This window comes from Pseudomonas sp. NFACC56-3, from assembly GCF_900100025.1.
In the GTDB taxonomy this organism is placed as follows: domain Bacteria; phylum Pseudomonadota; class Gammaproteobacteria; order Pseudomonadales; family Pseudomonadaceae; genus Aquipseudomonas; species Aquipseudomonas fluorescens_AA.
The window spans coordinates 1-14466 of sequence record NZ_FMTK01000029.1 but is presented as its reverse complement, the minus strand read 5'-3'; the positions used below and the strand labels follow the sequence as shown (position 1 = coordinate 14466).

At 63.3% G+C, this 14466-nt stretch carries 11 protein-coding genes; 3 read left to right on the top strand and 8 right to left on the bottom strand.

The annotated features are described in order from the left end of the window. Positions 1 to 29: 29 nt before the first annotated feature. The 8 genes from tldD to mreB form a co-directional block, all read right to left on the bottom strand. Positions 30 to 1472 (bottom strand): metalloprotease TldD, encoded by a 1443-nt coding sequence (gene tldD, locus BLO80_RS26695; RefSeq protein WP_057451545.1) that lies wholly within the window; start codon positions 1470 to 1472, stop codon positions 30 to 32. Positions 1473 to 1477: 5 nt separating this feature from the next. Beyond that, on the bottom strand, positions 1478 to 2341 hold the full coding sequence (locus BLO80_RS26690) for a carbon-nitrogen hydrolase family protein (RefSeq protein ID WP_092333320.1): 864 nt from the start codon (positions 2339 to 2341) through the stop codon (positions 1478 to 1480). A 138-nt stretch (positions 2342 to 2479) separates the two neighbouring features. Further along, positions 2480 to 6283 carry a YhdP family protein gene (locus BLO80_RS26685; protein ID WP_092333322.1) on the bottom strand — a complete coding sequence of 1268 codons (3804 nt, stop codon included), beginning with the start codon at positions 6281 to 6283 and terminating at the stop codon, positions 2480 to 2482. 60 nt (positions 6284 to 6343) lie between these two features. Then, complete coding sequence (gene rng, locus BLO80_RS26680; RefSeq protein WP_018613976.1) at positions 6344 to 7801, bottom strand: ribonuclease G; 1458 nt, start codon at positions 7799 to 7801, stop codon at positions 6344 to 6346. Between the two features lie 56 nt (positions 7802 to 7857). Beyond that, entirely contained in the window at positions 7858 to 8454 is a 597-nt protein-coding gene (locus tag BLO80_RS26675; protein WP_092333324.1) for a Maf family protein, read from the bottom strand. A 37-nt stretch (positions 8455 to 8491) separates the two neighbouring features. Continuing rightward, positions 8492 to 8980 (bottom strand): rod shape-determining protein MreD, encoded by a 489-nt coding sequence (gene mreD / locus BLO80_RS26670; protein ID WP_092204996.1) that lies wholly within the window; start codon positions 8978 to 8980, stop codon positions 8492 to 8494. Continuing rightward, on the bottom strand, positions 8977 to 10089 hold the full coding sequence (mreC, locus tag BLO80_RS26665; RefSeq protein ID WP_092333326.1) for a rod shape-determining protein MreC: 1113 nt from the start codon (positions 10087 to 10089) through the stop codon (positions 8977 to 8979). Before mreC ends, mreD begins: the two co-directional genes overlap by 4 nt. A gap of 141 nt (positions 10090 to 10230) precedes the next feature. Further along, positions 10231 to 11268: a rod shape-determining protein MreB gene (gene mreB / locus BLO80_RS26660; RefSeq protein WP_002555108.1), complete on the bottom strand. Its 1038-nt coding sequence runs from the start codon at positions 11266 to 11268 to the stop codon at positions 10231 to 10233. A 214-nt stretch (positions 11269 to 11482) separates the two neighbouring features. Between mreB and gatC the strand changes: the two genes are divergently transcribed. From gatC to gatB, 3 genes are all read left to right on the top strand, one after another. Beyond that, positions 11483 to 11770, top strand: a complete 288-nt coding sequence (gatC, locus tag BLO80_RS26655) for an Asp-tRNA(Asn)/Glu-tRNA(Gln) amidotransferase subunit GatC (RefSeq protein ID WP_092341006.1) — start codon at positions 11483 to 11485, stop codon at positions 11768 to 11770. Between the two features lie 16 nt (positions 11771 to 11786). Continuing rightward, positions 11787 to 13238 carry an Asp-tRNA(Asn)/Glu-tRNA(Gln) amidotransferase subunit GatA gene (gene gatA / locus BLO80_RS26650; protein WP_092341004.1) on the top strand — a complete coding sequence of 484 codons (1452 nt, stop codon included), beginning with the start codon at positions 11787 to 11789 and terminating at the stop codon, positions 13236 to 13238. Positions 13239 to 13387: 149 nt separating this feature from the next. Further along, a partial coding sequence (gene gatB, locus BLO80_RS26645) for an Asp-tRNA(Asn)/Glu-tRNA(Gln) amidotransferase subunit GatB (protein WP_092341002.1) occupies positions 13388 to 14466 on the top strand: 1079 nt, incomplete at its 3' end.

Below are 14466 nucleotides of genomic sequence, written 5' to 3'. Positions count from 1 at the left end.
GAGGCCTTGCACTCCACCCGACGCTCCCGTCATGCGCCCGTGCCACCCACGGTAATCGCATCGATCTTCAGGGTCGGCTGACCCACGCCAACCGGCACCGATTGGCCGTCCTTGCCGCATGTGCCCACCCCGCTGTCCAGCGCCAGGTCGTTACCGACCATCGACACCTTGCTCATCGCCTCCGGCCCGTTGCCGATCAGGGTCGCACCCTTGACCGGTGCGGTGATCTTGCCGTCTTCGATCAGGTAGGCCTCGCTGGTGGAGAACACGAACTTGCCGCTGGTGATGTCCACTTGGCCGCCGCCGAGGTTGGCGCAATAGATGCCTTTTTTCACCGAGGCGATGATTTCCGCCGGGTCGCTTTGGCCACCCAGCATGTAGGTGTTGGTCATGCGTGGCATCGGCAGGTGCGCATAGGACTCACGACGGCCGTTGCCCGTGCGGGCCACGCCCATCAACCGGGCGTTGAGCTTGTCCTGCATGTAACCCTTGAGCACCCCGTTTTCGATCAACGTGGTGCATTCGGTTGGCGTGCCTTCATCGTCGACGCTGAGGGAGCCACGACGTCCGGCCAGGGTGCCGTCATCGACAATGGTGCAGAGTTTTGAAGCGACCATTTCCCCCATGCGCCCGCTGTAGGCCGAACTGCCCTTGCGGTTGAAATCGCCTTCCAGGCCGTGGCCCACCGCTTCGTGCAGCAGCACACCGGACCAGCCGGAGCCGAGCACCACCGGCAATGTGCCAGCCGGAGCCGGGATGGCTTCCAGGTTGACCAGGGCCTGGCGCAGCGCCTCACGGGCGTAGCCCATGGCGCGGTCTTCACTGAGGAAATAACGGTAATCGGTGCGCCCGCCGCCACCATGGCCGCCGCGCTCACGGCGACCGTTCTGTTCGACGATCACACTGACGTTGAAGCGCACCAGCGGTCGTACGTCCGCCGCCAGGCCACCATCGGTGGAAGCCACCAGGATCCGCTCCCAGACCCCGGCCATGCTGACCGACACCTGCTGGATGCGCGGGTCGAGGGCGCGGGTGGCGACGTCGATGCGCTTGAGCAATTCGACTTTCTCGGCGCGACTCATGACTTCCAGTGGGTTGTCCGGGGCATAGAGTTGCGTCACGTCCTGGCTGCTGAACGCCTGGACCGTGCCATTCTGTCCGGCGCGGGAGATCGAGCGGGCCGCACGGGCCGCGGCCCCCAGAGCTTCGAGGGTGATGGCGTTGCTGTAGGCGAAACCGGTCTTTTCCCCGGATTGGGCGCGCACGCCCACACCCTGGTCGAGGTTGAAACTGCCTTCCTTGACGATGCCGTCCTCCAGCGACCATGACTCGGAAATCTGGCCTTGGAAATACAGGTCGGCGGCATCGATGCCCGGGCCGGCCAGGTCGCCCAACACGCCTTGCAGGCTTTCAAGCGTCACGCCGCCAGGGGCTAAAAGGTGTTCACTGACTGAGGATAACAACCCGCTCATATGTTTTACGCCTTGGATTCGTCGTCTTGGACAGGCCGCTGTCGAGCGCCCTGCGAGAAAAAGCGCCGATGGCTGGCCACCGGCATACGCGTCCGGATGGACGCTTGTTCGCTGTTGTCGCGCTCGGCCACCAGCACGGCCTCGCCTTGATCCTGTTGTGCCAGCACGCGGCCCCACGGGTCGACAATCGCGGCATGGCCAAAGGTTTCCCGAGGCCCCGGATGCACGCCACCCTGGGCGGCCGCCAGCACGTAGCACTGGGTCTCGATGGCCCGGGCGCGGATCAGCACGTCCCAATGGGCTGCGCCGGTCACCGCGGTAAACGCCGACGGTGCCGTGATCAACTCGGCCCCGGCCGCCCGCAGCTCGCTGTAGAGCTCCGGGAACCGCAAGTCATAACACACCGTCAGGCCCACCCGGCCGACGGGGGTATCGGCAACCACCACGTTGGCGCCATAAGCATAGTCATCCGACTCGCGATAGCGCCCGCGATTGTCCGCCACATCCACATCGAACAGATGCAGCTTGTCGTAGCGCGCCACGATCTGGCCCTGGTCGTCGACCAGCAACGAACAGGCATGGGACCTGGCCTCGGGCTGGTCCACCGGCGGCAACGGCAGCGTGCCGGCCACAATCCATAACTTGAGGTCACGGGCGACCTGTTTCAACCACGGCAGGATCGGTCCCTGACCAAAGGCTTCGGCACGGCCGATATCGGCAATGTCCCGTCGCCCCATCGCCGCGAAATTCTCCGGCAGCACCGCCAGCCTCGCGCCGCCGGCGGCAGCCTGCTCCAGCAGCACCCGGGCACGGGCCAGGTTGGCGAGCACGTCGCTTTGGCTGACCATTTGAATCACGGCGACTGGCATGGTGCCTCCCTCATTTCTTGCATCATTCCCCTGTGGGAGCGAGCTTGCTCGCGATAGCGCAGGATCAGCAAAGGAAATATGACTGATACACGGCTATCGCGAGCAAGCTCGCTCCCACAGGGGTTATCCCATCGTCTGTCAAAACGGCTTGTCGAAGGTGATCTTCGGCTCTTTCCACGGCCCCTTGACGTCGTATCTTACGCTGGCAAAACGCGCCACGCGGTCGCCGATCAGTTTGTCGATCAGAAACAGCGCCCCGCCCACCGCCGGTGCACCGACAATCAGCGCGGCGATCGGCAGGTTGTTGGTCACCGGCAATGTCACCAGCAGCTTGGCGTCGACGCGGTCGGCCACCATGTCCAGCGTACCGTTGAGTTCCAGGTTGCTCGACGGTCCGGTCAGGATAATGGGTTCGCGGGTCACGTACACCCCATCGCTCGCCACCAGCAGCCCCTTGACCCGGTCATAACTCAAGCCCTTGCCGAACAGGTCGGAGAAGTCCAGGCGCAAGCGTCGGCCGATGGAGTTGAAGTTCAGCAGGCCGAATACCCGCAACGCCTGGGCGCTGCCTTCGACTTCGACGAACTGACCCTTGGTCAACGACGCGTCGAGGCTGCCGGAGAAGCGTTTGGTGGCGACCCACGCCGGCGAACCGGGCCAGCGACCATCGACATCCAGGCGGAAGGCCTGGCTGGTCACGCTCGGTGCGAACCCCCAGCCCTTGAGCACATCGGCCAGGTTCTTGCCGCCGATCCGTCCCTTGTACCAACTGTTGGTGGCGCCAGGCGTACCTTCCCAGCCGCCACTGCCATTCAACACCATGCCCTTGAGGCCCATGTCCAGGTTATTCAGCGCAATGCCCTTGGCAGTCGGGCGCACTTTCAACGACCATGCGCCAATCAGGTCAGGGCCCTGGAACAACTGGTCGATGGCGATATCCATCGCCGGGATCTTGCCGGGATCGACTGACGCCAACGGGTCCGGGGCGTTTTCATCTGCCTGGACCGTCGGGTCTGGGGCCGGCAGGCGAACGTAGTCGAGCTTGATGCCAATCGGTGCGGCCTTGGCGTCCGGCAGGTTGACATTGCCCTTGGCCTGCTGGCTGTCGAGCCGCAAGGCCCAGGCGTCCGGCTTGCGATCCAGTTGCACCGACGCCTGGTCCAGGGTGGTGCCCATGGCCGTGAGCTTGCCGACGGTCAGATCGGCGCTGCTGAGCAATTGCTTGGCACTGCCGCCCGGATCCTGGCCGGCGTACCTGTTCACCAGGTCCTGCCAGGGACTGACGTCCAGTTCCGACAATGTGCCCCGCAGTCGCAGCCCCTTGGCCCCAGGCAGCACCGCATCGCCGACGCCCAGCAACAACTCGCCGCGACCGTCGGCGAATTTCCCGCTTGGCGCAGCGTAAGTGAAGCTGGCCAGGTCACCATAATCGACCCAGTAACGCCGTTCCGGCCCCTGCAGGGTCATGCGAAACACCGTGTCGCGCCCTACATCGGCGGCCATGCCGAAGGGGGCCGGCAGGTCTACGGCCACGCCCTTGAGGCTGGAGCTGACCGACAGCTGGCTGTCGGCACCGTCGAGGATCACTTGCAACTGGTAGGGCACGACGCCCGATACCGGCAACGGTTGGGTGACGTTCAGCCAACTGGTGAGCTTATTGATCTCCACCTGCCCGGACGCGGCGACCCGCGTGTTGAGCGCACCGGCACGGCCCTCGGCGAAAATCTGCGCGGTCACGGGCCGGTCGAATGCCCGGGCGCTGATGCCCTTGCCGCTCAGGCCCTTGTCGCTGTCGAAGCGGAAATCGCCCTTGAGCTGGGTCAGTTCCAGCGCCGGCTCGCTGAGCTTGAGACGAGCCTGGTCCGTGGCGAAGTCCACCAGGATCTTCGGTTGCTCGCCTTTGACCAGCGGGATATCCAGCTTCACGCTGCCTTTCAGGTCGCCCTCGCCTTCCCAGCCGGCGAACGTCTCGGCGGTCCCGATCGGTGCGCTCTGGAGGATTTTCAAACCGTCGCCCAGCCCACCGGCGAACCCGCCGTCCAGCAGCAGATGAGAGCTCTGGCCGGTCGGTACATGGGGAATGTTCACCGAAACATCCTTGACCTGGGTATCGAGCAACTGCCCCTGGCTGGCATAGATGCGCACGCCGCTGTCTTCGACGAAGACATCGCCGCTGACCTTGCTGACCGAAGGCCAGCCCGGCTGGAACGCCAGTTCGGCGTCATGCACCTTGAAAAACAGGCTGATGCTGCGCGCCGCGTCCACGGCACCGTGATTGAGCGAGCCTTGATACTGGAAAAAGCCCTCATCCACCGCGCCCTTGACGATGGCCGTGCGCAGCCACTCATCCAGCGCCGGACTGAGGACCGCCGGCAGGTACTTGGCGGTGTAGCGCCCGTCACCGTCCACCAGGCCGACCCGCAGGTCCATGTAGTCTTCCTGGCTGTGGTCGAAATGCAGGCGAATCAGGAAGTCGCCGGCAATCCGGCCCTCCTCGCCCAGCACCTTCAGGTACGGCGCGATCAGGGTGAAGCCTTGCTTGTCAAGCTTCCAGGTCAGCCGGGCATTGGCCTGCAGGTACTGCCAGGGCTTGGCGAAGATCGGGTCCAGGTGCAGGGAAAAATCCTTGCTGTCCATGCGCAGCTCGCCGCCGCCCAGGTCGCCGCTCAGGCTCCCGGAGACGTTGCGCGCCGCCGGAGCGCCGCGATAGGCATCAAAGCCCACGGTATCCAGGTTGGTGGCGAAGCTGACTTTCTGGTCACCGGTGTTCTGCGGCCGGTAGTCCAGCAGCACGTTGCGCAGGCCACCGGTCACTTTGAGCCGGTCAATCGTCGTGGCCAGGCCTTCGGGCAACGGTGCCAGGGCATTGAGCAAAGGTGTGAGCGGGGTCAGGTCGAGGCGGTCGGCCTGCAGGTGCCAACGCTCCTCGGCCTGCTCGGTGGCGGCGGTTTGTTGCAGTTGCAGGTGCGATTCCCAGCGGGTCTCGCCCAGGTTCATCGCCAGGGAATCGAAGGTCGCGGTGAACCCTTGGCTACCACGCTGGAAATAAGCGTTGAGGGCCAGGTTGTGGATCTGTACCGGCTTGCGTTGGCCGTAAGCGCCCTGGAGCTGCGGCGCGTTCAGGCGCATGGCTGCGCTTTGCACCGTGCCCTCGCCCCAACTGAGCCAGAACTCACCGCCGGCCTGGATCCGGGAGAAATTCCATTGCTGGGTCAGGCGTTTGGGCAGCCATTTGGACCAGTCGCTTTGCGGCAGGCTCAAATAGGCGTCGGCCTGGCCGTTCTTCCAGTCGCTGGCGCGCAGGCGAGTGCGCAGGTTGATCGCCACCGGCTGCCCGTCAGGCAGGGTCAGGCGTGCGTCCAGGCGCTGGCGGGTGGCGCCGGTGTGCAGGCTCAAGCCAACGTAGGTCAGGGTCAGCGGCGGTTGCTCGACGGGCTGCAAGGTCACCTGGCTATCGAGCACCGAGAGCTTGGAGACCACTTGCATGCGTTCGAGCAGTTGCTGCGGATCGAAGGGCTGCTCGTCCTTCACCGGCAGGCCTTCCAAAGCCCATTTGCCGTCGGCGCCCTCCTTGAGGCTGATCTTCAGGCCACTGACTTCCAGGTGGGCGATACGCACCTGACGCGCCAGCAGGCTGTCCCACAGGTCAGGCACGGCCCGCACCTCGTCCAGGTGCAAGGCGTTGGGACCCTCGCCGACCACCACGTCGCGCGCCGCCAGGATCGGCGCCAAAGCGTTCCAACTGCCGTCCAGGCTACCGATGTGCACAGGCATGCCCAACGCGGCACCCGCGCGGGTCTCGACCTCGGCCCGGTATTCGGCCACCAGCGGAACCAGCTCGCGCCCGAGGCTGACGTACAACGCCAGCAACACCAGCAACAAGGCGCAAAGCCCCAGCCCCCAACGGGTCAGCGTCGCGATCAAGCGTGTCAGACGCTCCATGTCAGTGGGCTCCCCTGGCAAAGACAATCGAATCCGCGGGCCCGCCGCTTCTCAAGCTCTTCAGAGCAACACCACGTCGTATTGTTCCTGGGAATACATGGTTTCGACCTGGAAACGAATCGTGCGTCCGATAAACGCTTCCAACTCCGCGACATTGCCTGACTCCTCGTCGAGCAGGCGATCCACCACTTTCTGGTTGGCCAACACTCTATAGCCGGTCGCCTGGTAGGCGCGCGCCTCCCGGAGGATCTCCCGGAAGATTTCGTAACACACGGTTTCCGGGGTCTTGAGCTTGCCCCGCCCCTGGCAACTGCTGCACGGTTCGCACAGCACCTGCTCGAGGCTTTCGCGGGTGCGCTTGCGGGTCATCTGCACCAAGCCCAGTTCGGTGATGCCGATGATGTTGGTCTTGGCGTGATCGCGTTCGAGTTGTTTTTCCAGGGTCCGCAGCACCTGGCGCTGGTGCTCTTCATCTTCCATGTCGATGAAGTCGATGATGATGATCCCGCCCAGGTTGCGCAGGCGCAGTTGGCGGGCAATCGCGGTGGCGGCTTCCAGGTTGGTCTTGAAGATGGTTTCTTCCAGGTTGCGATGGCCGACGAACGCCCCGGTGTTGACGTCGATGGTGCTCATGGCTTCGGCCGGATCGACCACCAGGTAACCGCCGGACTTGAGCGGCACCTTGCGCTCCAGGGCTTTCTGGATTTCGTCCTCGACCCCGTACAGGTCGAAAATCGGCCGCTCGCCAGGGTAATGCTCCAGGCGATCGGCAATTTCCGGCATCAGCTCGGCGACGAACTGCGTGGTTTTCTGGAAGGTTTCCCGGGAGTCGATGCGGATTTTCTCGATCTTGGGGCTGACCAGGTCGCGCAAGGTCCGCAGTGCCAGGCCCAGGTCTTCGTAGATCACGCTGGGGGTGGCGATGGTCTTGATTTGCGCGGCGATCTGGTCCCAAAGCCTTCGCAGGTAGCGGATGTCCATGAGGATCTCATCGGCCCCGGCCCCTTCGGCGGCGGTGCGCAGGATGAACCCACCGGCTTCCTTGATGCCTTCTTTTTCCACGCAGTCGCTGACCACCTGCTTGAGGCGCTCGCGCTCGGCTTCGTCTTCGATCTTCAGGGAAATGCCAACGTGGGCGGTGCGCGGCATGTACACCAGGTAGCGCGACGGAATCGACAGTTGCGTGGTCAGGCGGGCGCCCTTGGAACCGATGGGGTCCTTGGTGACCTGCACCACCAGGCTCTGGCCTTCATGCACCAGCGCGCTGATGCTCTCCACGGCTGGCCCTTCGCGCATGGAAATTTCCGACGCATGGATGAACGCCGCGCGGTCCAGGCCGATGTCGACGAAGGCCGCCTGCATGCCCGGCAGCACGCGCACCACCTTGCCCTTGTAGATATTGCCAACGATGCCACGCTTTTGCGTGCGCTCGACGTGGACCTCTTGCAACACACCGTTTTCAACCACCGCCACGCGCGATTCCATCGGCGTGATGTTGATCAGGATCTCTTCACTCATGGCAGGGTCTCGTTCAGGCATGTTCACGATAATGGCCGCATCAAGTCAGACGGCGCTCAGCGCGCGCTCAAGGTTTGCCAACAGGGTATGCCGAAATGGCCCAGCAGTTCTGCGGTTTCGCACAGGGGCAGGCCGACCACGGCCGAATAGCTGCCTTCGAGTCCGGCGACGAACACCGCGCCCAGCCCTTGGATACCATAGCTGCCGGCCTTGTCCCGGGGTTCGCCGCTGGCCCAATAGGCCATCGCTTCCTGTTCGGTGATGGAGCGAAAACGTACCCGACTGCGCACCACCCGTGATTCGCAGCGCGAGCCGTCCAGCACGGCAATGGCGGTCAGCACTTCATGGTCGCGACCGGACAGGCTCAGCAGCATGGACAAGGCGTCGGCCTGGTCCACTGGCTTGCCGAGAATCCGCCCCTCCAGCACCACGGCGGTGTCCGCGCCGAGCACGCAGCCATCCACATCGGCGTCCAAGGTTCGTCGCCCAGCCTCGGCCTTGCCGCGCGCCAGGCGCTCGACATAGGCCGAGGGGGATTCGTGATCCAGGGGCGTTTCATCGATATCCGCGCCGATGGCGGTAAAGGGCACGCCGATCTGCGCGAGCAGCTCACGCCGACGCGGCGAGCCTGAGGCGAGGTAAAGCGGTTTCATCAAGACATCTCCCTATCAAGGCCAATGCCTGACCGAATCAGTTGATTTTGAAACGCAGGCGCAGGCCACGCAAACCGAAGCTGACCCATGGCCAGAGCAAGGCACTGACCAGGGCTGGCAAGACCAGCGCCAGGGTTGGCTGGCGATTGCCGGTCAGCGCGCTGAGCCACAGCTGCACCAGTTGCGCCAGGCCGAAGATCACCAGAATCACCAGGCACTGTTGCCACATGGGGAACATCCGCAGGCGTTGTTGCAGCGACAGCACCAGGAAGGTGATCAGCGTCAGGATCAACGCGTTCTGCCCCAGCAGCGTGCCGTAAAGCACATCCTCGGCCAGGCCCAGGCACCAGGCGGTGACCATGCCGACCTTGTGGGGCAAGGCCAGCGCCCAGAAAGCCAGCAACAGGGCCAACCACAGGGGGCGCAGGATTTCCATGAATTGCGGCAACGGCGAAACGCTGAGCAACAGGCCAATGGCGAAGGTCAACCAGACTATCCAGCCGTTACCGGATTGGGTACTGCTCATTCTTCTCGTGCTCCCCTGGTGGCCGGCGTGGAGGCTGGCGGTTTGGCGGCGGGCCGGGCTGGCTGAGACGCCGGCGCGTGAGTGGCCGACCTGGGTGGCTTCGCAGCAGGCGCGGCCGGGGTAGCCGGTGCGGCCGCTGGCGTTGTTGCCGGAGTTGCCGGAGCCGGTGCAGCCACCTGCGGCTTGGGCACGATTGCAGGAACTGCCGCCGGGGCAGCCGACTCGCCGCCTTGCCGGTCCTGGGCTTCCTGGGCCGCCGCGGCTTCGTTGGCACGCTCCTCGGGTGTCCGGGTGTCGCTGAACACCAGCAGCAGGTAACGACTGCGGTTCAACGCGGCCGTCGGCACCGCGCGCACAATGGCGAACGGCTGGCCGGAGTCATGGATGACTTCCTTGACCGTCGCCACCGGATACCCGGCCGGGAAACGCTGGCCGAGGCCGGAGCTGACCAGCAGGTCGCCTTCCTTGATGTCGGCGGTATCGGCCACGTGCCGCAGTTCCAGGCGCTCCGGGTTGCCGGTGCCACTGGCAATCGCCCGCAGGCCGTTGCGGTTGACCTGCACCGGAATGCTGTGGGTGGTATCGGTCAGCAACAGCACGCGAGATGTATAAGGCATCAACTCCACCACCTGGCCCATCAGGCCCCGGGCATCGAGCACCGGTTGGCCGAGGACCACACCGTCGCGCTCGCCCTTGTTGATCAGGATGCGGTGGGTGAAGGGGTTGGGGTCCATGCCGATCAACTCGGCCACTTCGACCTTCTCGTTGACCAGTGCCGAGGAGTTGAGCAACTCGCGCAGCCGCACGTTCTGCTCGGTGAGGGCCGCCAGCTTCTGCATGCGCCCCTGCAACAGCAGGTTTTCGGTCTTGAGTTTTTCGTTTTCGGCGACCAGTTCGGTCCGGCTGCCAAATTGGCTGGCGACACCTTGCCACAAGCGCTGCGGCAGGTCGGTGATCCAATAGGATTCCATCAACACCAGCGACATCTGGCTGCGTACAGGCTTGAGCAGCGTGAAGCGGGCATCGACCACCATCAGCGCGACCGATAGCACGGTCAGCACCAGCAGGCGCACGCCCAATGAGGGGCCTTTGGCGAAAAGCGGTTTAATAGGCCGCTCCTCCCAGGCAAATGTTTTCTTTATTCATACGGCATCAAACCGGCCTGGATACGAATGACAGAAGATAAACGCCAACGGGCAGCACTGCAAAGTGCTGCCCGAGAGCGAACAACATAGACCACTGCGCCAGGCTTATTCGCTGGAGAGCAGGTCCATGGTGTGCTTGTCCATCATTTCCAATGCACGGCCACCGCCGCGGGCAACACAGGTCAACGGGTCTTCGGCAACGATCACCGGCAGGCCGGTTTCCTGGGCCAACAGCTTGTCGAGGTCACGCAACAGCGCGCCACCACCGGTCAGCACCAGGCCGCGCTCGGCGATGTCCGACGCCAGCTCCGGCGGCGACTGCTCCAGGGCGCTCTTGACGGCCTGGACGATGGTCGCCAGCGACTCTTGCAGCGCCTCGAGCACTTCGTTGGAATTGAGGGTGAAGGCCCGTGGAACGCCTTCGGCCAGGTTGCGACCGCGTACGTCGACTTCACGCACTTCACCGCCCGGGTAGGCCGTGCCGATTTCCTGCTTGATACGCTCGGCGGTGGATTCGCCGATCAGGCTGCCGTAGTTGCGACGCACATACGTGATGATCGCTTCGTCGAAACGGTCGCCGCCCACACGTACGGATTCGGCGTAGACCACACCGTTGAGGGAGATCAGCGCGATTTCGGTGGTACCGCCACCGATGTCGACGACCATCGAGCCGCGGGCTTCTTCCACCGGCAGGCCGGCACCGATGGCAGCGGCCATGGGCTCTTCGATCAGGAACACTTCACGGGCACCGGCACCGAGGGCCGATTCGCGGATAGCGCGACGCTCCACCTGGGTGGACTTGCACGGAACGCAGATCAGCACACGAGGGCTGGGCTGCAAGAAGCTGTTTTCGTGAACCTTGTTGATGAAGTACTGCAGCATCTTTTCGCAGACGCTGAAGTCGGCGATCACGCCGTCTTTCATTGGGCGAATGGCCGCGATGTTGCCCGGTGTACGGCCCAGCATGCGCTTGGCTTCCGTACCGACAGCCACGACACTCTTCTGGTTACCGTGGGTGCGGATGGCCACGACCGAGGGTTCATTCAGGACGATACCGCGCTCGCGCACGTAAATAAGGGTGTTGGCAGTGCCCAGGTCGATGGAAAGATCGCTGGAAAACATGCCACGCAGTTTCTTGAACATGGGAAAGGGACCCTAGGCAACGCGTGGGTAAAAAAGTGCGGCAAACTCTAACAACGACAGGGATTTTGGGCAAGGCACCAATATGTTAAATTGGCCGCTTTTCTGTGCACCAAACCCCACAATCGCGGCCGTAAAGCCGTAGAAATGCGGTAGTGTTCCGACAATCTAACACACGGACAGACTGCGTCCGTTTTGTTTTCCACTGGAGAATCCCATGGCGCTTGAACGCTCCGACGTGGAAAAAATCGCTCATCTGGCCTGTCTGGGCCTCAATGAAGCCGATCTTCCACACATTACTTCTGCCCTGAACAGCATTCTAGGGTTGGTCGACGAGATGCAGGCGGTCGATACCGACGGCATCGAACCGCTGGCCCACCCTCTGGAGGCCAGTCAGCGCCTGCGCGCTGACGTCGTGACCGAAAGCAATAACCGCGATGCTTATCAGTCCATCGCACCAGCGGTCGAAAACGGCCTGTACCTGGTTCCGAAAGTCATCGACTAAAGGGAAAGAGCCTTTCATGCATTACATGACTCTGGCCGAGATCGCCCGCGGACTCGCCGACAAAAAGTTTTCTTCCGAAGAGCTGACCCAGGTCCTGCTGGCGCGCATTACCCAGCTCGACCCGCAGATCAACAGTTTCATCAGCCTCACCGAAGAGCTGGCCCTCAAACAGGCGAAAGCCGCCGACGCCCGCCGCGCCAACGGTGAAACCGGCGCCCTGCTCGGTGCGCCGATTGCCCACAAGGACTTGTTCTGCACCCAGGGCATCCGCACCAGCTGCGGCTCGAAGATGCTCGACAACTTCAAGGCGCCCTACGATGCCACCGTGGTGTCCAAGCTGGCCGCCGCCGGGGCCGTGACCCTGGGCAAGACCAACATGGACGAATTCGCCATGGGTTCGGCCAGTGATTCGAGTTGGTACGGCGCGGTGAAAAACCCGTGGAACCTGGAACACGTACCGGGCGGCTCGTCCGGCGGTTCCGCCGCCGCCGTGGCCGCGCGCCTGTTGCCGGCCGCCACCGCCACCGACACCGGCGGCTCGATTCGCCAGCCGGCTGCGTTCACCAACGTCACCGGCCTGAAACCAACCTACGGTCGCGTGTCGCGCTGGGGCATCATTGCTTACGCTTCCAGCCTTGATCAGGCGGGTGCAGTTGCCCGTACCGCCGAAGATTGTGCGATTTTGTTGCAGGGTATGGCTGGATTCGATCCGAACGACTCCACCAGCATCGATGAGCCGGTGCCGGACTACACCGCCAGTCTGAATGCTTCGCTGCAAGGCCTGCGCATCGGGGTGCCGAAGGAGTACTTCGGCGCCGGTCTCGACCCACGCATTGCCGATCTTATCCAGAACAGTATTAAAGAGCTGCAGAAGCTCGGCGCGGTCATCAAGGAAATCAGCCTGCCGAACATGCAGCACGCGATTCCGGCGTACTACGTGATCGCCCCGGCGGAAGCCTCCTCCAACCTGTCGCGCTTCGACGGTGTGCGCTTCGGCTATCGCTGCGAGGACCCGGAAAACCTGATCGACCTGTACAAGCGCTCCCGTGGCGAAGGCTTCGGTGCCGAAGTGCAGCGCCGGATCATGGTCGGCGCCTATGCGCTGTCCGCCGGCTACTACGACGCCTACTACCTCAAGGCGCAGAAAATCCGCCGCCTGGTGAAGAACGATTTTATGACGGCCTTTAATGAAGTCGACATCATCCTCGGCCCGACCACGCCAAACCCGGCCTGGAAATTCGGCGCCAAGAACAACGACCCGGTCGCTGCCTATCTGGAAGACGTCTACACCATCACCGCCAACCTCGCGGGCCTGCCGGGCTTGTCCATGCCGGCCGGCTTCGTCGATGGCCTGCCGGTGGGCGTGCAACTGCTCGCGCCGTATTTCCAGGAAGGCCGCCTGCTCAACGTGGCTCACCAGTATCAGTTACACACTGACTGGCACACCCGCACCCCCCAGGGGTTTTGAAACTGCTGCGCTCGGTAATGCTGCGTTGAAAACTGGCTCGAAATGCTCATTGACTAAAGTCAACTCCGCTTTCTCACCAGTTTTCGCCTTACCTTACCTTCGCTCGCGACGTTTCAAAATCCCCCGATAAGGCTTCTGAGGAGAAACACATGCAATGGGAAGTCGTGATCGGGCTGGAGATTCATACCCAGCTCACCACCCGGTCGAAAATCTTTTCCGGTAGCTCCACCACGTTCGGCTCCGAGCCCAACACCCAGGCCAGCCTGGTCGACCTGGGCATGCCCGGCGTGCTGCCGGTGCTCAACGCCGAAGCCGTGCGCATGGCGGTGATGTTCGGCCTGGCGATCGACGCCGAGATCGGCCAGCACAACGTATTCGCCCGCAAGAACTACTTCTACCCGGACCTGCCCAAGGGCTACCAGATCAGCCAGATGGAACTGCCGATTGTCGGCAAGGGCCACCTGGACATCGCCCTGGAAGACGGCACGGTCAAGCGCGTCGGCATCACCCGGGCGCACCTGGAAGAAGACGCCGGCAAGAGCCTGCACGAAGAATTCAACGGCGCCACCGGCATCGACCTGAACCGTGCCGGCACGCCGCTGCTGGAGATCGTCTCCGAACCGGACATGCGCAGCGCCAAGGAAGCCGTGGCCTACGTCAAGGCGATCCACGCACTGGTGCGCTACCTGGGCATCTGCGACGGCAACATGGCCGAAGGCTCGCTGCGCTGCGACTGCAACGTGTCGATCCGGCCCAAGGGCCAGGTCGAGTTCGGCACCCGCTGCGAGATCAAGAACGTCAACTCGTTCCGCTTCATCGAGAAGGCGATCAACAGCGAGATCCAGCGCCAGATCGAACTGATCGAGGACGGCGGCAAGGTCATCCAGCAAACCCGCCTGTATGACCCGAACAAGGACGAGACCCGTCCGATGCGCAGCAAGGAAGAAGCCAACGACTACCGTTACTTCCCCGACCCGGACCTGCTGCCGGTGGTCATCGAGGACTCGTTCCTCAATGACGTGCGCGCCACCCTGCCGGAACTGCCGCCGCAGAAACGCGAGCGCTTCCAGGCGCAGTTCGGCCTGTCGAGCTACGACGCCAACGTCCTGGCCACCAGCCGCGAACAGGCCGATTACTTCGAAAAAGTCGTGAGCATCGGCGGCGACGCCAAGCTGGCGGCCAACTGGGTGATGGTCGAGTTGGGCAGCTTGCTGAACAAGCAAGGCCT